The following is a 23,945-nucleotide window of genomic DNA, read 5'->3' as shown; positions in this document are numbered from 1 at the left end:
AGCGCAGCGTGGCAATCTCGTAGCCATACAGAGCGAATATGCATGGCGACGAGATTGCTTCGTTCCTCGCAATGACAAGGGGGCGATGTTGTCATCCCCACCTTCAGAGTCTGCCCGATTTTATCACTCGCAATGACGGGGTTTTTAATGCTAAAATATCATCCCCACCCAAAAACAAAAACAGCCACCCGCAAAGGTGGCTGTTAAGAATGATATAGGGTAAATGTTTTCGGTGTGTGATTATAAACCTGCATACTCGGCAGCTTTAACTTTTTCGCCGGTTACTTTTTCTGTAGCGTGTTCTGCAATCAGGTTGGTTCTGTTTACGCTTGATGATACATTGTGTACCAAATTGTATTCGATAACGCTGCCGCTTAGGTTGGCTTTAGCACGGTCGTTCATGGTAACACGGGTGTTGTAAGTATCTAATTTCAAGTCGGCAGAAGCGTTGTTGTACAATTTAACATCAAGTTCAATGGCTGATAAGTTTCCGAATGATTTTACTTCGGCATTGTCATAGGCAGTTATAGCGGTTAACTCTTTTGCGGTAACCCATACTACCAATTTTTCGGTTTTGTATGATGAAATACGTAAAACGCCTTTTTGTGATTGAACCAATGCGCTTTCGGCATAATACTGATTGTAAACCTTTACCTGGTCGGCAGTGCCGGTTGAAACGTAAACCTGTACGTTGCCGTAAACTTCTATTTTATTGATGCTGCTGATGTCGGTTAAAACGATGGCTTTGTTGTTACCATTATCGGTAGTTGCAAAGGCTGAATTTGTGAAGCCAAGTACTGTAACTATTACTGTAGCGATGGCGATGATGTTAGTTTTCATGATTGTTAATATTTTGATTGTCAAGTAATTGTTTATTTATGTTTTCTAAATACACCAATATGACGATCCCAATAAAGAAACGTTACAGCCATATCCGGGCTAATAGTTGTACCCCGGTTTTTCGTCGGTAAGCGGTATATTTTCCCCGGTGAATTGAGGAAGAATTTTTGCCGGATTTGAGGTTCGAGGTTCGGGTTGCCGGGTTCGGGATGTCTTGCACCAGTCAACCCGAACCTCAAACCCAGGACACCTGCCCTGGGGGAGCGGGTCTGGATGGTTCCGGGGCTGTTGGGAAAAATCAACTTTGGCCAACGTAACATAAAAGATACTTAGTCCTCTGTTCACTCTGGCACGGAATTGGCAATTGAGTTAGTATGCAAATAGTACACATCAACATCAATCAACCGGTAAAAAAGATCACCAATAAGATTGTTGACCTTTTTACAAAAGAAGCAGTTACGCTTAAAGCTATCCACAACCATCTGATGGGCAATAACAAGGATAAAGCGCCGCAATTTACAGGCTTTATTGCCTGATCACTATATACCATCTACTTAGATTCAGTTGATCGAGTTGATTCAGTTGATTGAGTTGAATAAGTTGACCGATTTTAACCGACTTAATTTATATTGACTTTAAACCTAATCCAACTTAATCAACTGAATCCAACCCAATCAACCACTCACCTAATCAACCAGATCGGGCTCCGAAGGTTTGGCCGGATCATAAACAGCCACTGCTACCCGTGAATCGGCACAACCGTAGTATAAAAACCACTTGTGTTTAAAGTAAACCATGCCTTCAATAAATACGGTACCGTTTACATATTGGCCGCTTTTTTCAAATGGTTCCATTGGTCTTAAAAAAGGAAGATCAAGCCGGGTGATGGGTTTAGACGGATCTTTTTTATCAAACAAAGCCTGGCCCGCACAGTAGGAGTTTGCATTAAATCTTTTATCCCGGTCGTCATCAGCTTTGTTTTTACCATTGTAAAATAAAATAACCCCCTTATCGGTCATCAAAGCCGGCGGACCGCATTCAGTAAGATCGCTATCAAAATAGCCCTTACGGGGCGATATCAGTTGTTTCAGCTCGCCATTACCGTCAATAACCGGTGCCCAGTCAACCAGGTTTGTGGAGGTAGCCGCGTAAACATGCTGTTCGCCCCAGTATAACCAGTACTTGCCATTTATTTTGATGATCACCTGTTTGCCATTCACCACTTTGGTCAATATAGACGCCGATTTGCTGGCGATGTTAAAGAATTTGCCGCTATAAGCGGTTTCAAAAATAGGGCCGTGCTTTTGCCAATGAATAAGATCTTTAGATGTAGCCACGCCAAGGCGGGGCAGTTTGCGGTTCCATTCGGTATAAAAAACTACATAAGTACCGTTAGGCGTTACCGCCACGCGCGGGTCTTCACAACCTCCGGGCCATTCAAATTCCTTAGCGTTATCATTAGCCGGGTAAAGTACAGGTGCTTTTCGCCTGTTAAAATGGATCCCATCAATGCTTTCGGCATACCCAAGTCGCGAGGTACGGAAACCAATGCCTATTCCAAACAAATCTTCGGCCCTATACAAAACAACTACTTTACCATTTTTGATTGCTGCTCCAGGGTTAAAAGTATCGTTGGCCTCCCAGGGTACCAACTTCTTGCTCACCGGATCCATAAACCGCGAAGTAGTATCTGGTGAGATGATAGGGTTTACACCAACCGGCCGGGTAAAGCCTCCAAAGGCCCATGCGGGTAGCACGTTGGTCTGCACCTGCCCAAAACAGGCGTTGGTAATCAGCAACAGGGCCAAAAACCTAATAGTTTTTAAAATATTTTTCATAAAAATAGTTTATAATATAATGGCTTATTATCGGCCTGAAATAGCCTGCAGGGCAATATTTGTTTATAAAAACATCTTTAACTAATAGGATGCGATTTATAACGCTTTCAAAAATAGTAAATTTAAACACCACAAAATAAACCAATTACCTTACCCTGCAAAAAGGTATACCAAATGATAATGAGAAGATTACTTTTACTCGCGTTTCTATTTTTTAGCCTCGGTGTACATTCGCAAACATTAACACCGCGACAGCAGTACCCTGGCCTGTTTGAGCAAGTTCAGCTCTCCAATATTTTTCCGGATAACAAAACCTTTGTTGATGCGGTACCTAAGTATGATCCTGGTATGATCATGAAGGCTTACCAGGAACAAAAGGACAAGCAAGGATTCGATTTGAAAGCATTTGTGTTGGCCAATTTTGATATGCCGGTATCGCACAACTCGTTCCAAACCGATATTGAGGCCGGGATCCGTAAACATGTGGATACGCTATGGCAGGTTCTACAACGCCGCCCTGATGAAGCCAAACCAAATTCATCAACGCTGGCCCTGCCTAATCCTTATATAGTACCAGGTGGCCGTTTCAGGGAGATCTATTATTGGGATTCGTACTTTACCATGCTTGGCTTGCAGGAAAGTCATCAAACCAAGGTAATTCATAATATGGTCGAAAACTTTGCTTACCTGATTGATAAGTATGGTTTTATTCCTAATGGTAACCGCAGTTATTACCTTACCCGTTCGCAGCCCCCATTTTTTGCGATGATGGTAAACCTGCTGGAGAAAAGTGAAGGCAAAAAGGCCTTGATACGGTTTAGGCCGCAACTGATCAAAGAATATGAATACTGGACGCAGGGCGTGGGAACCATTGCTGCTAATGAGGCTACCCACAGAGTTGTGCGGATGCCTGGCGGAGAATATATGAACCGCTACTGGGACGAAAGCGACCAACCGCGTGAAGAATCGTACGTGAAAGATGTTGATGCCGCAAAAGAAACTAAACAGCCTTTACCGCAGTTTTATCACAATATAAGGGCTGCGGCTGCCTCAGGTTGGGATTTTAGTACACGCTGGTTTGATGCCTCGGGTAAATTGCCAACCATACAAACTACAGATATTGTGCCGGTTGATTTAAATTGCTTGTTATATAATCTTGAACTAACCATCGCCCGAAGCCTTGATCAGATTTACAATGCCAAATTGGCTAAACTATATCGAAAACGGGCCGAAAGCCGTAAACAGGCCATCTTAAAATACTGCTGGAATCAAAAAACGGGCTGGTTTGATGATTATAACTGGCAGCTAAAACAACCAACCACAGTGCCATCCCTTGCGGCGGAATTTCCGCTGGAATTTAAAATTGCTACCGCCGAACAGGCCCGCCTGGTTGCCGAAGGCTTAAAAAACAACTTTTTAAAACCGGGGGGACTGGTTACTACGCTCAATTTTTCGGGCCAGCAATGGGATGCGCCAAACGGTTGGGCACCCTTGCAATATATGGGTATTGATGGGTTGGAAAAATACGGCTACAATGCTCTGGCCAAAGAAATTGCTACCCGTTGGTTAAAACTCAACATTCGTGTGTTTAAGCAAACAGGGAAGCTATTAGAGAAATACAACGTGGTTGATACCAAGCTCACCGCCGGGGGCGGCGAATATCCTTTGCAGGATGGCTTTGGCTGGACCAACGGAGTGTTATTACATCTGATGAACCGATACCATTTTGATCCTGAACAGGAATCGAAGGGATTGCCGGAAAATCAGAATTAAGGGGATACGCTTTCGTCTTTTGGCCGCAAACAACTTTATATTGGTAGAAAGCTATAGTGTACCCAAATCTTTTTGTTAAAGGAAAATGTCATTTCGATAGAGCGAAGGAGGGAATGAGCGGGGTGCGAAAGAGAAATCTTGTACGACTTGCTATGCCTATCGCCGGGGAGTTTAAATCAGGCAAACTGCCTGGCCAATCCCTTCGCAGAGAAATCGCGTTTAACATTTTCGCATAAGGTAACTCTTTCTATACCCATTGCAGGTAACCGCTATGTGGCATCGAATATTTGTAAATACATAACAGGATTATCTATAAAACTGTAAACTTTTTTTTAGGACGATACAATTTAATAAGACGAAAGAATGCCGCATAGCGGCTACCTATTTGTAGAACAATTAATTTATGCTTTTTTGCTCCATAGGAGCTACCTTTTGCTATACAAATCTTTAAAAGCGATTTCCCTGAATCTCTTCGGTCTTTTTTCTTTTATCCCCCAAAAAAACCTATTTTGTATCCCAATTATAAACATCACCCCCACGATGAAAAAGATCTTTAGTATTATACTATTTATAGCTGTTGCAGGTAAAGTATTTGCACAGGGCAATACCTTACAGGTTGGTACACCGGCCAATGAAAAGTTTTCGCCGGAACGGCTACAGCGTATCGATAACATGATTGAGCAAAATATCGATTCGGGGTATGTGAACGGGGCGGTTGGGTTTATTGCCCGCAACGGCAAAATAGTGTATTACAAATCATTTGGCGCTGCTGATCTGGAGCAGAAAAAACTGATGAATAACGATGCCATTTTCCGCATCGCCTCACAAACTAAAGCCATTACCAGCACGGCTGTAATGATGCTGTTTGAAGAGGGTAAATTTTTGTTAGATGATCCTATTTCAAAATACATCCCGGCATTTGCACATCCTAAGGTAATTGATACCTATAACCCTAAAGATACCACTTACACCACTACGCCGGCCAAACGCGAAATCACTATCCGCGATTTGCTCACCCATACTTCGGGCATCGAGTACGCGCAGATCGGGTCAGATCGTATGAAAGCTATTTATGCCAAGGCGGGTATTCAGGCTGGTTTTGTGAGCGATAAGATTCTTTTAAGTACTGTTATCAATAAATTAGGCGCTTTACCCCTGGTTCATCAGCCCGGCGAACGGTGGACGTATAGCATGAGCATAGACGTACTTGGTTACCTGGTTGAAAGGGTATCGGGCAAAAGCTTAGACCAGTTTTTAAAGGAACGTATTTTTGATCCGCTGGGGATGAAGGATACCTATTTTTATATTCCGGCAGCTAAGCAAAGCAGGCTGGTTGTAGCTTATACGCCAGATAAGCAAGGCCATTTAATTAAAGTGAACGCTGCTACAATGCCGGGTGTAAATTTTGATTATCCCACCGTTAATGGCACTTATTACGCCGGTGGTGCTGGCTTAAGCTCAACTATTAAAGATTATGCTACCTTTTTGCAAATGATGCTTAACGGCGGCGTTTACAACGGGCAGCGCCTACTGGCCCGGCATACGGTAGAATTGATGACCACCAACCAGATTGGCGATCTGTACATCAACGGTGATAAAGACAAATTTGGTTTAGGCTTTGGCATCACTACGGAAGCCAGTTCGAAAAAACTGGGCTTAAGTCCCGGCTCTTTTGCCTGGGGTGGTTTTTACGGAACCCTTTACTGGGCCGATCCTAAAGAGCACCTGGTGTGCCTTTTGTTTATACAAAATTGGCCGTTGCCTCACAATGCCATCCAGGACAAATTCAGAGCGCTGGTTTACCAGGCGTTGACGGATTGATAGGTTTAATTTAAGCTGTAATTTAAATTCAGACTTACGAAGTTTTTAAAACTTCGTAAGTCTTTCGTCGTTTTTTAGTTTCTCGCTCGGTGTCTTAATAAACTCCTTTCGGATTTTCCAATTCACTCTTCAGTACCATCCAAACATTATCTGCAACAATTTTAGCGCCTTTTTCTGTGGGGTGAATGCCATCCGCCTGGTTTAAATCGGGGTGACCGCCCACGCCTTGCAGCAGGAAGGGGACAAGTGCCATTTTATTTTTTGTGGCTATGGTAGGGAACACGGCTTTGAATTTGTTTACGTAATCGGCGCCCATGTTTGGCGGTACCTGCATGCCCAGCATTAACAGTTTTGCATCGGGATATTTAGCTTTTACCTTATCAACTATGGATTGCAGGTTTTTGGTAGTTTCGGTAGGCGAGATGCCGCGCAGCCCATCGTTAGCACCTAATTCCAGTATAAATATATCAACCTTTTGTTTCAGTGTCCAGTCTATGCGGCCATTGCCGCCAGCAGATGTTTCACCACTTACTCCGGCATTAACCACTTTGTAAGGCAGTTTTAAGGAATCAATCCTTTTGGAGATCACACCCGGGAAAGCATCGGCAGGATCATCCAAACCGTAGCCGGCGGTAAGACTATCGCCAAAAAATAAAATGGTTTTTGTAGCCGCCGCATCAGCTTTGGCAGTGGTATCGGCCTTGCTTTCGTTATTTGCCGCCGGTTTATTTTTTTCGCCGCAGGCAGATAAAGCAATAGCTGCAAACAGGGCAAGATATGTTAACTTCAATTTGTGCATACGTATAAATACAACGCGTTTAGGCGTTTGTTCTTAAAATTTCGAGTGGTGGTTTGTTCAACACCCCGCGACTGTTTAGCAAGCCGATAATAACGGTTAATAATGATATGATCAAAAATAGCACCAGGGCCGGTATAAAACTAACCGAATAAGGAATTTCAAAGCTGTATTTAGCTAAAAACCAGGTACCAGCCAGGGCTATCAAAATACCGGTAAGGGCTGATAGACTGCCTAAAAATAAATATTCAAGCGCGGTAATGGCGAAAATTTGTTTGCGGCTTGCCCCAAGGGTCCGCAATAATACGCTTTCCTGTATGCGTTGGTATTTGCTGATACGGACTGATGCTATCAATACAACAATACCGGTGATGATGCTAAAGGCACTCATAAAACGGATTACATAGCCAATTTTGCTTAGCAATTCATCCAAAATACTCAGCACCAGCCCAAGATCAATGATGGAGACATTGGGGAACTGCCTTACTACAGCCTGCTGAAACGCGGCCGAGACCTTGCTTGATGGCACATGGGTCATCAACACCTGGAACTGTGGCGCATCTTCCAATACCCCGGTAGGGAATACCACCTGGAAGTTGGTTTGCACTTTACCCCAGTTTACCTTCCTTACACTGGCCACATAGGCCGGCATAGGTACACCCTGTACGTTGAATACTAACTTATCGCCAATTTTAAGGTGCGCCCGCTTTTGCAGGTTTTCTTCTACCGATACCGGGATATCTTTACCCGGCTCTGCTTTGCCAATCCAGGTGCCATCCAATAGTTTTTCTGATGCCGACAGGGTATCACGAAACGTTACCCGGTATTCCCAGGCAAATACGCCATGAGGGATTTTAATGGTGGTATCCTTTATAGCATCTGCAGCCGTTTTGCCGTTGATCTGTTCTAACCTGATGGTTACAATAGGTACCTGTTGCAATACCGGCAAGCCGTTTTTGCGGGTGACATCGGCAATGGCGTCCTTTTGGCTTTTTTGAATATCAAACAATATCATGTTTGATTGATTGCCACTGCTTGATAAATTAACCTGGCTAATAAGGATGCTTTGGATAAAAAACAATGTACAGATAAAGGCGGTGCTTAACCCGATGGAAACCATTAAAATAAGGGTTTGGTTATTGGGGCGGTATAAATTGGCAAATCCCTGTCGCCATAAATAGCTCCAGCCGCTGTTGATGATCAGCTTCATTACCCGCATTAGTAACCAGGCTACAGCGGCCAATATCATAAAGGCCACCAGGATGCCAATGGTGAAAAATATGCTGCCCATCCAGCTATCCAACTGTAAATACGTAAAGCCTAAAACAAAACCTAAAATAAGCAGGTAAACCAGCCAGCGTAAAGGGTCGCCTTTGTGGCCGGCCTCGTCAAATGACATGCGCAGCGTATTCAGCGGCGAAATATTACGCACCGAAATTAGCGGCAGCATGGCAAACAGGATAGAGATAATAACCCCCAATAAAATACCCTGTCCAATGGCCAGCCATGAAATTTCGACAGAAATAGTGAAAGGCAAAAAGTCTTTAAATATAAGCGGCAGCAAATGTTGGATAGCGGTACCCAGTGCCGCGCCAATTATAGAACCAATAAGACCGATGCCTACAATCTGGATAAGGTAAATTAAAAATGCCTCAGATGCTTTTACACCCAAACAACGCATAATGGCTATCGACGCTATTTTTTCCCTTACGTAGATATGGATTGCGCTGGCAACGCCCACGCAACCCAACAGCAAGGCAATAAAACCAACTAACGATAAAAACCTTCCTAAATCGCCAAACGCGCGACCGGTGTTTTCCTTGCGGGTTTCGATGGTATCGTAATTCAGTCCGTTTTTATCAAGAATAGGGTCAAGCTTTTTAACCAGCTTATCCATATCTATTTTATGGTCGTACTTGTAATAAAAGGTAAAGTTAACCCGGCTGCCAGTTTTCATGAGCCCGGTTTGGTCAAGGTATTTCATAGGGATATACACCACCGGCGCTATACCTGCCATGGCCCCGCTTTGACCGGGCGCTTTGTTCAAGGTGCCTGCAATCAGGAAGCGCTCAGTACCAACCCGTACAGAATCGCCTACGTGAACGTTGAATTGCAGCATTAAGGTTCTATCCACCAAAGCCGTTTGCCCGTTTTTGAAAGATGTGCCTGCCGATTCGGGCGTGGTTTCAATAGTACCATAGTAAGGATACTCGCCCTGTAAAGCGCGGATCTGCACCAGCCTTGTACCTTTTGTTTTGGGGAAATAGGCCATGGAGGCAAAGCTGCGCTCGGTTGATCTTTTATCGCCCAAAGAATCGAGCATGCTTTTGAGTTTGGGGTCGGCAGGTTTATTGCCGGAGATCAGCAAATCGGCTCCTATCAGCGTAGCAGCCTGCCCGTTCACATCATTTTGTACATTGTACCTGAACGAGTAGATAGCCACCAGGGCCGCGATACCAAATACAATGGCCGAGATGAACAGGAACAACCTGGAACGATTTTTCCTGCTATCGCGCCAGGCCATATTAAATAGCCAGGCATAGTTTATTTTTCGTTTATAATTAACCGGATTGGTATCCATAGCTTATCCGTTAATTGTTTTTTCGTCGGCTATCAGCTTGCCGCCCTTTATCCTGATGATGCGTTGCGTTTTGGCGGCCAGGTCAAGATCGTGGGTAACCACCACAAGCGTTGTGCCTGCTTCTTTATTCAGGTCGAAGATGAGTTTAACTACCTTCTCGCTGGTTTCGGCATCAAGGTTACCAGTTGGCTCATCGGCAAAAAGGATCTTGGGGGCATTAGAAAAAGCCCTTGCCAGCGAAACACGTTGTTGTTCGCCGCCCGAAAGCTGGGAAGGGTAGTGGTGCCCACGGTCGGCCAGGCCAACTTTATCCAGCAGGTCTAAGGCTCGGGCTTTAATGTTTTTTTCGTTGCGGAGTTCTAAGGGTACCATCACGTTCTCTAACGCGGTAAGGGTAGGCAGTAGTTGGAAATTTTGGAATATGAAACCCACGTGCTGGTTGCGTACCTGGGCGCGTTGGTCTTCGGTTAAATTGCCAAGGTTGATGCCGTTCAATTCAACCGAGCCGGAGCTTGACCTGTCCAGTCCGGCACATAAACCAAGCAAGGTAGTTTTACCACTGCCGGATGGACCGACAATGGCGTTGGTAGAACCCTCGGCGATTGAAAAGTTAATATGATCGAGCACGGTTAGCGTACGCCCCGTGCTCTGGTATGTTTTAGTCAGCTCTAAAATATTCAGAATTGTTTCCAATGGATAATTTTTTTGGATTTGATGCTTTACTTACCGGTTTGTTACCAATATAGTTTGCTTAAATATCCATGAATTATGCCATTTATAGCTGTGGGGCTGTTGTTTTTTGAAATTAATGACACAAGTGTGTTTTTTGGGGAGAGAGGGCTTTTAGTAGAGACGCAATATTTTGCGTCTCCCGCGTGCAAATCGTCTATACTGAGGTGTGATGGTTTATCCGGACAGTTGACTCTCTTAGTTTTTAAATATAGTTAATAATAACTTGTTGTTTGTTTGTCGTGTTGGAATGTGGGAAACCTCCTTAGGTTTTCCATATTCCAACACGTTTTTCTTTTTTTGCTTCTTTTTTTCTTTTTATCCGGACTCCTGTTTTTGTTGATAACCTGCCTGTCGCTCAAAGGCCACCGGGCTGATATAGCCCAATGACGAATGTCTGCGAACAGGATTGTAATACATCTCTATAAATTCAAATATCTCTTTGCGGGCATTTTCTAATCCATCAAAACATCCTCCCTGCAACAACTCCGCTTTAAACCTGGAAAAATATGATTCCATAAAAGCATTATCATAAGGATTAGCTACCCCGCTCATACTTTGACTCAACCGGGGGCCTGCCAATAGCCTGCGGAATTTATTCCCTGCGTATTGTCCGCCACGGTCTGAGTGAATGATCAGATCTTCAGTTATATTTCGATTGGTACAGGCTTTTTTAAACGCCTGTACAATCAGCTCTTCCCTCATATTTCCCAGCAACTGCCAACCGGTTACCTTGCGGGAAAACAGATCCATCCAAACAGCCAGATAGCCCCATCCGCCACCCGCTAAGGGAATATAGGTAATGTCGCCCACCCACACCTCATTGATCCTTACAGGATGCTTACGCCCTGTCAACAGGTTAGGACTGATCGGATATGGATGCCTGCTATCAGTTGTCCGCGGCACGAATGATTTAGGCTGGATTGCTATTAATCCGTTCTGCTTTAATATCCTTCGAACCTTGCAATGGCCAATTTTCAGGCCCAGATCTGCCAACTCCGGTAATAATCGCCTAATGCCGTAACGCCGCTTATGCAGTGCAAATGCCGCGATTACCATAGCTTCTATTTGTTTTTTTTCGGCACCCGGGGGATCATTGCCATCCTTACGATAAACGTAATAACAACTCCTACTTACCGAAAGAACACTACATAGCAATATAACCGGAAAGAACTGTTCCTGGGAAAAAATAAAAGCGTACACCTGCTTTAAATCCCCCGGCTGAAAATGCCCAACGCTTTTTTTAAAATATCTCTTTCCTGCTCCAACTCCCGTATCCTGGCCTTTAATTGTTCGTGATCAGTGTCAGAAACAGTGCCGCTAACAACATCAGGAAATGACCCTTTTTGACCTATAACTTCATGGTGTTGGGCTTTCCATTTATGGATCATGTTTGAGTTGATTCCTAATGAATGGGAGATATCCTGCACAGAACGACCAGATGATATCATTTTTAAAACGTCACTCTTAAATTCAGCATCGTATTTCCTACGGGGCTTATCCAGCTTTTTTCTTTGCATCTGTTTTGCTAATTTAAGCAAATCTTACTGTCCGATTTTACCGATGCATCTCATACAAATCCGCTCGTCTGGTGGGAGACGCAAAATGTTGCGTCTCTACAATTAAGAGCATTATTGAAAACGGGTAAAAATATATTTATCTACAACTTCGCCCTCAAACCCTCCTTAACCCCATTTTCCCATTCGCTTTTTAAAATACTCAATACAATAGAATCCCGGCGACCGCCTTCTTCTAAAGGCATGTTGCTGCGTAGGATGCCTTCAACCACACAACCCAGGCTTTTCATGGCGGCTATGCTGCGCTGGTTGCGGGCATCGGCCCTAAACTCAACACGTTCCATCCCCAGTTCCTCAAAAGCGAATTGCAACAGTAAAAACTTGCAATGTTTGTTCAATTTAGTGCCCCTGAATTTTTCGCCGTACCAGGTGTAGCCAAGCTGCAGACTATCCAGTTGAGGTTGAATATCATAAAAGCGCGTGCTGCCGGCGTATTCTCCGCTCTTTTTATCGTATACAATAAAGGCGTATTCGCGGGCTTCCGCACGGTTTTTCAAGGCGGTTTCAACATAGCGGGTCATGCCATCGGCATGTTTGGCGCTTACGTTTGAGTATTTCCAGGTATCAGGTTCGTTAACGGCATAGGGGAGCAGGTATTCCAGGTCTTCTATTTTTAAAGGCCTTAACAATACGGTATCATCTTCTAAAACATAGTTGGCTGTGGCATTGAATTTTGTGGGCATGGGGCGGGTTTAATCTATAACCGTCATTTGCGAGGCACGAAGCAATCCCCGATTTGCAGAGCGACCCTGTATAGTTGGGGATTGCTTCGTGCCTCGCAATGACGCGCTTTTTATACTGTTTTAATAAATACTAAGGTATCACATTTATAGCTTACCCGCCATCACCTGCTCGTACATCTGGTCAAAAGGTTTGTTTTTGAGTTCGATAGCCGCGGCCGAGTTGCGCTGTTCGCAGTATTTGAGCATTTCATAGCAGTTTATCACGGTTTCGTCGCTTATATCTTTAAAGGTCATTTCAACAACCTTGCCCGATACTTTATAATACTCTTGCAGGGCTTGAAGGCCTTTGTCATTCACTTTAATAAGTTTGGCCCGTTTATCATCGGGCGATGCCCTTTCATCTATCTTATTTTCGCGCACCAGGCGGTTTATCACTTCCATACCGGTGGTAGTTTCGGCAAACATGTAATTGATCAGGTCGCTTTTACGCACCTCGCCTAAGTGGACAAGGCCATTCAGGTAATAAAAACTTTCGGCAGGTGGAATGCCTATATAATTGACCGCGGCCCTGAAGTATAAGGAGTATGCACTCAGGATACGGCCAATGGTTTTTAATAAAAAAGCACCGCTCATGATACGTTCATTATGCGCGGCCGGTAAAGCCTTTTGGCGTTGTTTCTCCAGGTAATACCTGCAAAAAGCCTCTACATTATGCTCGGTATCCAACTCCTCAAAAGCCGACCATTCTTCAATCAGTTGCACTACGGGTTTCATGTTGTTTCTATTTAGGAGTAAAATTATATAATTATTTCTAAAAAGTTTTATTTATTACAAATTAGGAATATATTTGTTTCGATATTTCTGAATAGGAGTAAAAACACGATTTATAAGATTTGCTTTGATTAACGAGATTTCTTTTTGATTACCTAATAATATGTTGGTTTTAAACTTGAAGTCAAAAATCTTGTTCATCTTTTTTAATCCTACAATCGTGTTTACAATGTTTTCGCGCCTGAATCGTCAACATCAATAAGGAATATTTTAAAAGGGAGATAAACCCTTTTATTAGGTACTTTTACTAAACAATTATTAACGCATGCAGCCAAACAATAAACCCAAGTCCGATACTAAACCGCCAGGTGTATTTAGCCTTTTGAAGCCCTATATGGGGCTGGTAACGTTGCTGTTATTGTTCGCCTTAATGAGTAATGGTATCAATCTTTGGTTGCCTAAGATCATCGCTAATGGCATTGATGCCTATACACACCATGACTTTGTGCTTGTTGATATCCTCAAAAAATTCTCGATAGCTGTAGTGCTCATTTTTATATTTGCCTACCTGCAAACCATTATTCAAACCTACGCGTCTGAAAGGGTGGCGCGTGATTTGCGTGGCCGGCTGGCCGATAAGATCTCGCGCCAAAGTCATGCCTTTATTGAGCAGGCTAACCCATCTAAATTGCTAACCAACCTTACTGCTGATGTTGATTCCATTAAGCTTTTTGTGTCACAGGCTTTGGTATCCATCGTATCGTCGTTGTTTATCATTATTGGCTGTAGCGTAATGCTGCTTACCATCAACTGGAAACTGGCGCTGCCTGTTATTGGCATTATCCCTATTATAGGCGGCACGTTTGCCTACGTGTTAAAAAATGTGCGTGCCTTGTTTATGAAAAGCAGGGGCGTTATAGATCAGCTAAACAAGGTAATCAACGAGAGTATCCTGGGTGCGGCTTTAATCCGGGTGATCAACTCCCAGCAGATGGAATACAACAAGTTCCTGGAAGCTAACACCGAAGCTAAAAACTACGGACTAAAGATTCTTGGTTTTTTCGCTGGCTTAATACCCATAGTAACCTTTACAGCCAACATGGCGGCCTTAACCATTTTAGTAATGGGCGGCCACTTTGTAATTACGGGTACCATGAGTCTGGGTAGCTTCGCGGCTTTTAACAGTTATTTATCGCTGTTGATCTTCCCGATATTCATCCTTGGTTTTATGAGCAACCTGATAGCGCAGGCCTCTGCATCGTTTACCCGCATCAGTGTGGTTTTAGATGCGCCGGATGTTAAAGACGGTGGTGATATTAAAGATACCCTGCGTGGCGATGTGGAACTGAAAGATGTTACACTGGCGTATGGCCAAAAGAAAGCCCTCAAAAACATTTCACTCAAAGTATCTGCCGGTTCAAAAATCGCCATCATCGGGCCAACATCTGCCGGTAAAACGCAGCTGCTTTATCTATTGACTGGCTTAATCAATTTAACCGAAGGCGAGATCCTGTATGATGGTAAAAATATTGATGCTTATGATAGTGAGGCATTTCACCGGCAGGTTGGTTTTGTTTTCCAGGATAGCATCATCTTTAATATGAGCATTCGCGAAAACATTGCCTTTAGCGATACGGTGACCGATGAATCCTTACAAAAAGCCATTGATACCGCCGAACTGAAAGATTTTATTGGCGCGTTGCCCGAGCATTTGAATACCATAGTGTCCGAACGAGGCTCAAGTCTTTCGGGTGGGCAAAAGCAACGCATTATGCTGGCTCGTGCATTGGCGGTTGATCCTAAGGTGTTATTGCTTGATGATTTTACTGCCCGGGTTGATGGCAATACCGAAAAAAAGATCCTGGCCAATATTCAAAAGAATTATCCTGGTTTAACGCTCATATCGGTTACCCAAAAGATAGCCTCTGTGGAGCATTACGATCAGATCATTCTGCTGAGCCAGGGCGAAATTATTGCCCGCGGTGTACATGACGACCTGATGAAAACCAGCCCGGATTATGTACAGATTTTCAATTCGCAGCAAAGCACCAGTAATTACGAACAGGGCGTTGCTCATTAATTAAAACGTTAAGACCACCAAAATATCAAAACTAAATGAACTACGATCTTAACCAGCTGAGTAAAACCGCCCCCAAAACATCAACCTGGGCCGGCTTAAAAAAGCTGATCCAACTGATATCACACGAAAGGCGAACGTTATTGTTCGCGTTGTTTGCTATATTAACTAATTCCACGCTCAACTTGCTTGGTCCGCTTATTATTGGGCGTACCATTGATAAGTATGTGCAGCACAAGGATTTTAACGGCGTTATCCATAACGCCATTTTGCTGTTGTGCATGTACATTGTGGCCCTGTTTACCAGCTACAAACAAACCACACTGATGGGCGGGGTAGGGCAACGTATGTTGTTTACACTGCGCAATTCTATATTTAACAAGCTACAGCAATTGCCGGTAGGTTTTTTTAACCAGAATAAGGCAGGCGACCTGATTTCGCGCGTAAACAACGATACCGATAAGCTTAATCAGTTTTTTTCGCAATCATTAATGCAGTTTATCGGCAATATTTCTACCATGATAGGGGCGGGTATCTTCCTGTTGTTGATTAAGGTTGAGTTGGGGGCAGCGGCTTTATCTCCAGCCCTGATCATCCTTTTCTTAACCATTATTTTATCGCCCTGGATTAAACGAAAAAATGCGGCTAATTTAAAAAGTACGGGTGGCTTAAGCGGCGAGATTCAGGAAAGCCTGAACAATTTTAAAGTGATCATCGCCTTTAACCGCCGTGATTACTTCCGCAAACGTTTTGATACTGTAAATAAAGAGAACTACCAAACCGCTATAGGCGCAGGTTTGGCCAATAACGTTTTTGTGCCGGTTTATGGCCTGTTTGCCAGTATAGCGCAGCTAATTGTATTATCCTTCGGGATTTATTTGATCAGCGTAGGGCAGTTTTCTATCGGTTTATTGGTGAGTTATCTATCATACGCTACCAACTTTTATAACCCGCTGAGGCAGTTAGCAGCCCTGTGGACAAACTTTCAGCTGGCTATGGCCGGTTGGGACAGGATCGCGCAGATATTGCAGTTAGAGAGCGATCTGCCGCTGATTGAGCAGGGCATAACCGATACCAATGCCGGTTTATTAGAATTCAGGCATGTGCATTTCAGTTATGACGATAGCAAAGAGATTTTGCATAACGTTTGCTTTAAACTGGAACAAGGCAAAACCTACGCGCTGGTTGGGCCTACAGGTGGCGGTAAAACAACCACGGCATCGCTCATTGCCCGTTTGTATGATGCATCTAAAGGACTGGTGTTGCTTGATGGTAAAGACATCCGCACTTATACCGCCGAAGAGCGCAGCCTCAAGATAGGCTTTATTTTGCAGGAACCATTTTTGTTTAGCGGCACCGTTAAGGATAATATTTTGTACGGAAACGATTTGTATAAGAACCATACCAACGAGCAGTTAGAGAAAGTGATCACCGATGCCAACCTGGGCAGCCTGCTGGCTATTTTTGAAAACGGACTGGATACGCCGGTACTTTCAAGCGGTGATAGCATTAGTCTTGGTCAAAAGCAATTAATAGCTTTTATGCGGGCAGTGTTGCGTAACCCGCAGATCCTGATCCTTGATGAGGCCACGGCGAATATTGATACCATTACCGAAAAACTGCTCAGCGATATTTTAAACAAATTGCCCGAAACAACAACCCGGGTAATTATAGCCCACCGCCTGAACACCATCGAAAATGCCGACGAGATCTTCTTTGTAAACTCCGGCGAAGTGATCCGCGCCGGGTCATTGAATGACGCGATGGATTTGCTGTTGCAGGGGAAGCGGGTGAGTTAGTGAATTGTTGGTAGAACAACTGACTCTTAACCAGCGGGGCGGGAGTTCGATTCTTTCGCAGGGCACAAAAATTTCAAAAACCGAGTTTCTGCATGATAGAGCTATTTTTTTAGTTCGAGTCTCGTTGGGTTACAGGAATTTCAAAAGCTACCCCTAATGTATTTAGAGGTAGCTTTTTTTATCTCTCTGGATTGTTACCGGTTACTTTAAAAAGAAATCCAGCAAACCTTTTTGAACCTGTGCGGTTTGTTCCTGAACTACCCAATGCCCGGAATTTTTGATAATCACTTCGTGTACATCAGATGCCACCAATCTGCAATGCGCGGCTAAGTATGAGCCAGCAGAATGATCTGCACCCATAGCAAGCAGCGGCATAGGTAATTTCTTCTTCGCAAACTCTATATTGTCTTTTGCATCCTGGTTAAATTTTCCAAACCAAAGGAAAGCACCTGTTGTTGCTCCTGGTACAGAATAGGAACGGATAAACTCATTTTTTTCTGCTGGCGTAAAAGCATTTTTTTGGAAACCAACCGTGGGCCAGAAATCTGTAAAAAACAGGCCTATCCTACCAGAGACAAGCTCACCTGAATGCGGCTGACCGAAAAAACCAAACCACCAGGCTTGTGCCCTCACCTGGCTCCACACCAGCTCTATTCCTGGTAAAAGTGCGTCTAACAAAGCTATTTTTTTTACATCGGCAGGAAACTGTGCCGCATAAGCGTAAGCAACCATCAGCCCAATATCATGCCCGGCTAAATTAATATGGCTGAAACCTAATTTTTTCATCAATTCATGCATATCAACAGCCATATTTTTTTTATCGTAACCGTTTGTGGGTTTATCAGATTCACCAATACCTCGCATGTCTGGAGCAATCACGGTAAAATGTTTAGATAGCTCTGGCAATAAGCGATTCCACATATACCAATTCTGCCCAAAACCGTGTATTAGTAACAGGGGCTCACCTTTGCCGCCAACTACATAATGAATTTTAACTCCATTTACTACTACGTACTGGTGTTTGAAATTTAAAGGCGGTGATGCTGGTTTAACCGGAGCCGCAAATGTTAAGGACGAGCAGACAGCAAACAGGGCGATTAGAACCAAGTGCTTCATTTTTTTGAATGTTTTCATGGTTTAAGGTTATGGTATTTAGATCGTTCCTGAGAAATCTGTACGGAATCTACGCGAAATAAATTTCAGGTTAAGTACTACTAAATTAACCATTTAATAGTAAGTAACAACAATATTTTTCTATCAACTCCTTTAATCGCCCTCTTTTAATAGCGATTTTAGCAATGTAATTAAATACAGGCCCGGCTATTTTTTGCACTCCGACCATTTTGGAATTGTTTAGATAAATAAACAATGCCAGGTCTGAGAGTTTTTTGGTGTTCCTGCTGCGCTTGCCAAGCCATCTTTTGCAAGTCCTTTTAAAATAAAAAGGGAATGCTCAAAGTTCTTATTGCCGGGGTTAAGGGTTACTTTTACAATACATTCTGCTGTAGAAGTATTGTGGTAACAATGTTTCTCGTTTGGCTGTATCGTTGTGATATCTCCCTGCCGTAAATGATGAAAGCCTTTACCATTCCCCACTTCTAATGTTCCTTTCAAAATTTCGAAGGTTTCTGAAAACAAGGTGTGATAATGCCATGGCGTTTTTTCGCCGGGGAGGATATTCATCTCCAACACACTTTCTTTACTGGTTTCTGCCGATGTGATCAGCCTGATATATGCCGCGGTTTTCATAATGCTTTTTCTGTTTGTTTAGTTGCCAATAAAATTATCCCGAATACGGCGCAAATGATGATCGCGATGATGTGTGGTATGGCTTGCAGCACGCCGTTATAGCTTTTGCCAAGCACAATAAGCATGTCTGTAACGGGCACTATCGTTCCGGCCAATAAGGTTAGGCCCAAAGCCCGTCTTTCATTCAGCAAAACAAAAACGCAGATCAGTAGCCCGGAAAGGATATCCCTGATCCCTTTGATGTAGTGAAACGAATAGTCGCCCTGCTCATTAAAATGTATGCCATATCCGGCTTCTGCTATCTCTGGCGATAAAAGGAAACGAGCGCCGAGGAAAATCAAACCCAGGCCGGTTAAAAATGCAATTGCATAGGAGATTTTTGTTGTCATGATAATTTGTTTTAAATAATGAAACAAAATTATCGTGGCTACCATAGGCATTGATGCACCTGGGTTAATAAATCAAATTTGCGTTGAAATTCTTTTACGGATGCGGCTTAACGACTGGGGTTTGATACCCACATAAGATGCGATGTGGTATTGGGGGATACGCTGGCTAATATCAAAATAAGTGCGCATAAATTTTTCGTACCGAACTTCAGGTTTGTCGGTGTATAAGGAGTCTATTTGTCGTATAATGTCAATAAAAACCTGCTCTACTCCTAAACGTCCGAATCTTTCGCCGTACTTAACCTCCTGGTAAAAAATTTGTAAATCATCGTAACTAATTGTCCAGGCTATGGTATCCTCTAAAGCCTGTATGTTGACAGCTGTTGGCACTTTGGGGATGAAACTCTGGTAGTCGCAAACCCATTCCCCTTCCTTATTAAAGTAATGGGTTTGTTCTTCGCCGTTATGGAACAGGTAATACCTTACCAGGCCTTGCTCAATAAAAATCAAGCGCCGGCAAACCTGCCCGGTTTCTAACAAATGGTCGTCCTTATTGATGTTTTTTTTGTGAAAAAGTTTCCCGATAACTTGCTCGTCGGCAGTTGAGAGGGGTACGTAACTCCTGATGTTTTCGATAAGTAATTCCATTAAAGTAAAATTAATAAAAAGGTCCCGGCTGGTGCTGGTTAAATGACCCAGGTATCGAAAGGACTTGTATTGGGCAAAATAGGCACAAATATTTGGATGCGGTTAAATTGCGCGATACATCAGTTTAGTGTTAACCTTGTTAAAATGTAAGATGTTGATTATTAAATAATTGTATGGATTTTATCTAAAATATGTTAAGTTATGTTAACCCAATTAGATGCGTTTGCCCTGGATATTTTATTGGTTATCCAACCGGACAAAGATGAAAATTCATACTTTGTCCAGCTATTTTTGTTAACAACGGGATATTCAAAATAATTTCGTTTGCCCAGGCGGTTCGATTTCGTACGCTTGTTATAATCATTCAGATCGAAGGCTCTTCACCGGATTTGCCAGCGCTGCTTTAATGGCCTGGAAGCTGATAGTCAACAGCGTAATAATAATTGCACTTGTACCCGAGGCGATAAATACACCCAACTCTATGCCAACATGGTATGGGTAATTTTGCAGCCATTTGTTAAGGAAATAAAGCGCTAAAGGCGATGCTATGACACAGCTAATGCTCACCAGCATCACGAAATCCCGTGAAAGCAGCGCCCACACCTGGCCGATTGATGCGCCTAATACTTTCCGGATGCCGATCTCTTTGGTGCGCTGTTCGGCAACGTAGGCGGCCAGGCCGAATAAACCCAGGCAGGAAATGAAGATTGCCAGGCCGGCAAATACGCCTGCCAGTTTTCCTACCAACACCTCAAGGCTAAATTTGTGCGCATACTCGTCGTCAACAAACTTAAATTGGTAAGGGTAAGCCGGGTTATATCTTTCAAACACTTTACCTATCTTTTCTATTACGGTATGAGCATCGGCGTTTTTCGGCAAACGGTAAGTGATCACGAACCCACTCGGGCTATGCCCGAAAATGGCGGGCTCCACAGGCTTGTAGGGCGACTCCATCAAGGCATCCTTCACAACGCCAACAATCCTTACCGGCTGGTTGCTGCCATTCCAGGAGATCGTTTGACCAACGGCTTCCTTTAACCCCATGCGCCTTACGGTGGCTTCGTTGACGATCACATTAAGCGAATCCTTTTTCGAATCACCGGAAAACTGCAGCCCGGCTGCCATGGTCATGCCCAGCGTTTGAAAATATTCATTGGAGACCCATATGGCGCCGATGTTCACACTTTCATCTCCGGCATTTTTGCCCGGCCATTTCTCCAGCGAAAAATGGCTGTACACCTGCGTCGCTGGCGACGTAGAGGAGGCCACGCTTTCCACCAATCCCGTTGACAGTAGCTCATTTCTGAGCGCGTCATAATGCTGGTAAAGGTCGCCGTTCATATCGGTCATAACCAAGCGGTCTGCGCTATAGCCTGTTGGCCGGTTCTTGACATACGCTATTTGCTGGTAAACAATGATTGTGCTGATGATTAAAGCAACAGAGCACGTGAATTGGATCACAACCAGTATTTTCCGGGGCAGTGTTGCAGCTTTACCTACCTGGATACTTCCCTTCAACACTTTAACCGGATTGAAGGAAGATAGGTAGAACGCCGGTCTGCTTCCTGCTGCTAAACCCGTAAGCAATATAAAAGCGATCATGATAGACCAAAAGCCGATATTGCCGAAAGGAATACGAATGGCTGAGCCGGTGAGCGCGTTGAAAGATGGCAAAGCAAGCTGTACAAAGAGCAGGCTTAGCAGAAAAGAAATAAACGTAATCAAAACCGACTCAAGCAAAAACTGGTAAATCAAATCGATACGTCTGGAGCCGATGGCTTTGCGGACACCGACCTCCCTTGCCCGTTTTTCGGATCGCGCGGTAGATAGGTTCATGAAATTGATGCACGCGATAGCCAGTACCAAAAGTCCGATGATGCTGAACAGGCGAACATAATCTACAAAGCCGCCGACCGCCCTGCCGTTCTTAAATTCGCTGTATAAATGCCAGTCCTTCAAAGGATGCATCAGCACCTCGGGCTTCAATGTTCGCATATCCGGGCTTTTTTGATATACGATATTCCTGATCCTCGGTGCCACCTGCGCATAGGTCACACCCTTTTCCAGTGCCACATAAGCGGAAAACGAATTGTAGGTCCATTTGGTCCGGCCTTCCCTGATCCACTCCTGGGTAGCTTCATTATAGGCAAATGGGGTAATATAATTAAATTGCAGCGTGGCGTTTTTTGGAATATCCCGGATAATACCCGTAACCTTCATGTTTTGCGCATTATCAAAACGAACATCCTTACCCATCGGGTCGGCATCACCGAATAATGCCATGGCAGTCGATTCGGTTAAAACGATGGAGTAAATGTCCTTTAAAGCCGAATTGGCATTGCCTTTTATAAATGGATATTGAAATATTTTGAAAAAATCAGCACCTGCGGCACCACCTTCCATGTATAGCTTTTTATCGCCTACCAGCAAGCCGTGGTTCATCTTGCCTATATTGTCAGTTTCGGCCACATACTTTACCCCCGGGATCTCTTTCTTTAAAACGTCGGTCAGCGGCAGCGCTATGGACGTTTGTGTACTGGTACCAAAGTGCTGGCTGGTAAGGTTCATCTCAACCTGGTACAGTTGCTGATAGCCCGGTAAAAAACGGTCATAAGAATACTGATCTGTTACCCATAAACCAATCAAAAGCGCTACTGCCATGCCGGTTGCTAAACCCGTAATGTTCAGTACGCTGTAACCTTTGTTGTACAGCATGTTGCGCCATGCCATCTTTAAATAATTTTTAAACATATTAATGCGGTTTAATTTCCGGGGTGAAATTAACGGGGCAGCGCCTGAACGATATGTCAAGTTATAAAATGGGAGTTCTTTTTTATATTCTGCAGGGGTTTTCCCAGTTACTTCCTTGAATGCCCGATGAAAGGTACTCTGGGAGTTGAAACCGGTATCATAAGCCATGCCCAGCAGGGTGAGTCGGTTGTAGGCCGGGTCCCGCATTTTTTGGGTTATTTCGGCAACGCGATATTCATTGATCAAATCATTGAAACTTTTTTTGAGCCCTGTATTAATGATCCGGGACAAGTCATGGGTAGTTAGTCCAAGTTTTTTAGCCAATGAACTTAAGGTGAGTTCCGGGTCCTGGTAATACCGTTTGTTTTTCATTACATGCTTTAGCCAGGCAGCCTTTTGCTTCAATTCCGTGGAGGCAGGGGAGGGGTACACCGAAATTGTTTCGGTAGGTATTTCTTTAAACCTGACAAAGGCTACAACCCCTAACCAAATCGTCATAACCGCCGAAATGGGGTATAAAGGGTAATGGACATTTATATTAAAACGATTGGCTATTGCGCAAGGCATCCATAATAAGCACAATACGCTGAAACCCGTCAATAGGCGTTGCAGCCAACGTAATTTGAGCCGGTACCGGTCCCCTTCAATGAATTTTAGCTGATTATAATAGCCTTCTATCAGCTTATTACACCATCGCAGGTAGGTAAAAACCGAAATAAAAGTCAACAGTTGCAATACAGCATCTGATAGGATAACCTGTTCCAATAATACCGGGATGAAATGCCATAAGTATTTCCAATTGAATTTAAACTCCGGTCGGGTTAGTTTAAGCACATAAAAAAAGATCAGGGGGCCAAGCGCCAGCGAAAACTGCAAGGGCACCCCGATGTTGGTATTTATAACATGCACCATGCACAAAACCATCACTACCAACGCGAGTGCGAGAAACCGATTGGCGCCCAGGTGGACACTTTTCATAAAAACTAATAACGCAGCGAAAATAAGCCCGGTAAAAATTGTTCCGAGCAATAACAGGTCGTACCAGCTTATATGGAATGTGTGAGAGTTCAATTCAAAACTTCGGGTCAATTTATATTCCAAATTAATAAAGTATTGATTGATA

General features: G+C 43.7%; 19 protein-coding genes. 5 read left to right on the top strand and 14 right to left on the bottom strand.

Annotated elements, in window-relative coordinates; translation table 11 throughout:
- Nucleotides 1–240: 240 nt before the first annotated feature.
- Nucleotides 241–840 carry a GIN domain-containing protein gene (locus tag FHS10_RS09585; protein ID WP_259089805.1) on the bottom strand — a complete coding sequence of 200 codons (600 nt, stop codon included), beginning with the start codon at nucleotides 838–840 and terminating at the stop codon, nucleotides 241–243.
- 374 nt (nucleotides 841–1,214) lie between these two features.
- Between FHS10_RS09585 and FHS10_RS09580 the strand changes: the two genes are divergently transcribed.
- On the top strand, nucleotides 1,215–1,376 hold the full coding sequence (locus tag FHS10_RS09580) for a hypothetical protein (protein WP_259089803.1): 162 nt from the start codon (nucleotides 1,215–1,217) through the stop codon (nucleotides 1,374–1,376).
- A 150-nt stretch (nucleotides 1,377–1,526) separates the two neighbouring features.
- Here FHS10_RS09580 and FHS10_RS09575 read toward each other — a convergent pair whose 3' ends face one another.
- Nucleotides 1,527–2,678: a beta-1,2-mannosidase gene (locus FHS10_RS09575; protein ID WP_259089802.1), complete on the bottom strand. Its 1,152-nt coding sequence runs from the start codon at nucleotides 2,676–2,678 to the stop codon at nucleotides 1,527–1,529.
- Nucleotides 2,679–2,858: 180 nt separating this feature from the next.
- Here FHS10_RS09575 and treF point away from each other — a divergent pair, with 180 nt between their 5' ends.
- On the top strand, nucleotides 2,859–4,451 hold the full coding sequence (gene treF / locus FHS10_RS09570; protein ID WP_259089799.1) for an alpha,alpha-trehalase TreF: 1,593 nt from the start codon (nucleotides 2,859–2,861) through the stop codon (nucleotides 4,449–4,451).
- Nucleotides 4,452–4,991: 540 nt separating this feature from the next.
- Nucleotides 4,992–6,272, top strand: coding sequence for a serine hydrolase domain-containing protein (locus FHS10_RS09565; RefSeq protein ID WP_259089797.1), 1,281 nt, complete (start codon nucleotides 4,992–4,994; stop codon nucleotides 6,270–6,272).
- Nucleotides 6,273–6,366: 94 nt separating this feature from the next.
- Here FHS10_RS09565 and FHS10_RS09560 read toward each other — a convergent pair whose 3' ends face one another.
- From FHS10_RS09560 to FHS10_RS09530, 7 genes are all read right to left on the bottom strand, one after another.
- Nucleotides 6,367–7,071, bottom strand: a complete 705-nt coding sequence (locus FHS10_RS09560) for an arylesterase (RefSeq protein WP_259089795.1) — start codon at nucleotides 7,069–7,071, stop codon at nucleotides 6,367–6,369.
- Between the two features lie 19 nt (nucleotides 7,072–7,090).
- On the bottom strand, nucleotides 7,091–9,649 hold the full coding sequence (locus FHS10_RS09555) for an ABC transporter permease (RefSeq protein ID WP_259089793.1): 2,559 nt from the start codon (nucleotides 9,647–9,649) through the stop codon (nucleotides 7,091–7,093).
- A 3-nt stretch (nucleotides 9,650–9,652) separates the two neighbouring features.
- A complete protein-coding gene (locus tag FHS10_RS09550; protein ID WP_259089782.1) occupies nucleotides 9,653–10,342 on the bottom strand; it encodes an ABC transporter ATP-binding protein in 690 nt (229 codons plus the stop codon).
- 354 nt (nucleotides 10,343–10,696) lie between these two features.
- Nucleotides 10,697–11,581 (bottom strand): IS3 family transposase, encoded by an 885-nt coding sequence (locus tag FHS10_RS09545; protein ID WP_259089780.1) that lies wholly within the window; start codon nucleotides 11,579–11,581, stop codon nucleotides 10,697–10,699.
- Nucleotides 11,582–11,586: 5 nt separating this feature from the next.
- Nucleotides 11,587–11,898: a transposase gene (locus FHS10_RS09540; RefSeq protein WP_259089778.1), complete on the bottom strand. Its 312-nt coding sequence runs from the start codon at nucleotides 11,896–11,898 to the stop codon at nucleotides 11,587–11,589.
- 140 nt (nucleotides 11,899–12,038) lie between these two features.
- Nucleotides 12,039–12,638 (bottom strand): GNAT family N-acetyltransferase, encoded by a 600-nt coding sequence (locus FHS10_RS09535; RefSeq protein ID WP_259089765.1) that lies wholly within the window; start codon nucleotides 12,636–12,638, stop codon nucleotides 12,039–12,041.
- A gap of 144 nt (nucleotides 12,639–12,782) precedes the next feature.
- Nucleotides 12,783–13,412: a MarR family winged helix-turn-helix transcriptional regulator gene (locus tag FHS10_RS09530; RefSeq protein WP_259089763.1), complete on the bottom strand. Its 630-nt coding sequence runs from the start codon at nucleotides 13,410–13,412 to the stop codon at nucleotides 12,783–12,785.
- Nucleotides 13,413–13,734: 322 nt separating this feature from the next.
- On the opposite strand from FHS10_RS09530, the gene FHS10_RS09525 reads away from it, so the two are divergent.
- Both FHS10_RS09525 and FHS10_RS09520 read left to right on the top strand, forming a co-directional pair.
- The gene (locus tag FHS10_RS09525) at nucleotides 13,735–15,489 is read left to right on the top strand and encodes an ABC transporter ATP-binding protein (RefSeq protein ID WP_259089762.1); all 1,755 of its coding nucleotides are present in this window, start codon (nucleotides 13,735–13,737) and stop codon (nucleotides 15,487–15,489) included.
- Between the two features lie 35 nt (nucleotides 15,490–15,524).
- Nucleotides 15,525–17,285, top strand: coding sequence for an ABC transporter ATP-binding protein (locus FHS10_RS09520; RefSeq protein ID WP_259089760.1), 1,761 nt, complete (start codon nucleotides 15,525–15,527; stop codon nucleotides 17,283–17,285).
- Between the two features lie 201 nt (nucleotides 17,286–17,486).
- Here the strand turns inward: FHS10_RS09520 and FHS10_RS09515 are convergent, their stop codons facing one another.
- The 5 genes from FHS10_RS09515 to FHS10_RS09495 form a co-directional block, all read right to left on the bottom strand.
- The gene (locus FHS10_RS09515) at nucleotides 17,487–18,419 is read right to left on the bottom strand and encodes an alpha/beta fold hydrolase (protein ID WP_259089759.1); all 933 of its coding nucleotides are present in this window, start codon (nucleotides 18,417–18,419) and stop codon (nucleotides 17,487–17,489) included.
- Nucleotides 18,420–18,638: 219 nt separating this feature from the next.
- The gene (locus FHS10_RS09510) at nucleotides 18,639–19,034 is read right to left on the bottom strand and encodes a cupin domain-containing protein (RefSeq protein WP_259089757.1); all 396 of its coding nucleotides are present in this window, start codon (nucleotides 19,032–19,034) and stop codon (nucleotides 18,639–18,641) included.
- Nucleotides 19,031–19,423, bottom strand: coding sequence for a DUF4267 domain-containing protein (locus tag FHS10_RS09505; protein WP_259089755.1), 393 nt, complete (start codon nucleotides 19,421–19,423; stop codon nucleotides 19,031–19,033). The genes FHS10_RS09510 and FHS10_RS09505 overlap by 4 nt, the downstream gene beginning before the upstream one ends.
- A gap of 72 nt (nucleotides 19,424–19,495) precedes the next feature.
- The gene (locus FHS10_RS09500; protein ID WP_259089753.1) at nucleotides 19,496–20,071 is read right to left on the bottom strand and encodes a Crp/Fnr family transcriptional regulator; all 576 of its coding nucleotides are present in this window, start codon (nucleotides 20,069–20,071) and stop codon (nucleotides 19,496–19,498) included.
- Nucleotides 20,072–20,431: 360 nt separating this feature from the next.
- Complete coding sequence (locus FHS10_RS09495; RefSeq protein ID WP_259089751.1) at nucleotides 20,432–23,800, bottom strand: ABC transporter permease; 3,369 nt, start codon at nucleotides 23,798–23,800, stop codon at nucleotides 20,432–20,434.
- Nucleotides 23,801–23,945 lie beyond the last annotated feature (145 nt).

Source organism: Mucilaginibacter dorajii (assembly GCF_024808255.1).
GTDB classification, from domain to species: Bacteria; Bacteroidota; Bacteroidia; order Sphingobacteriales; family Sphingobacteriaceae; genus Mucilaginibacter; species Mucilaginibacter dorajii.
The sequence above is the reverse complement of the archived record's forward strand: the minus strand, read 5'-3'. Positions and strand labels throughout refer to the sequence as shown.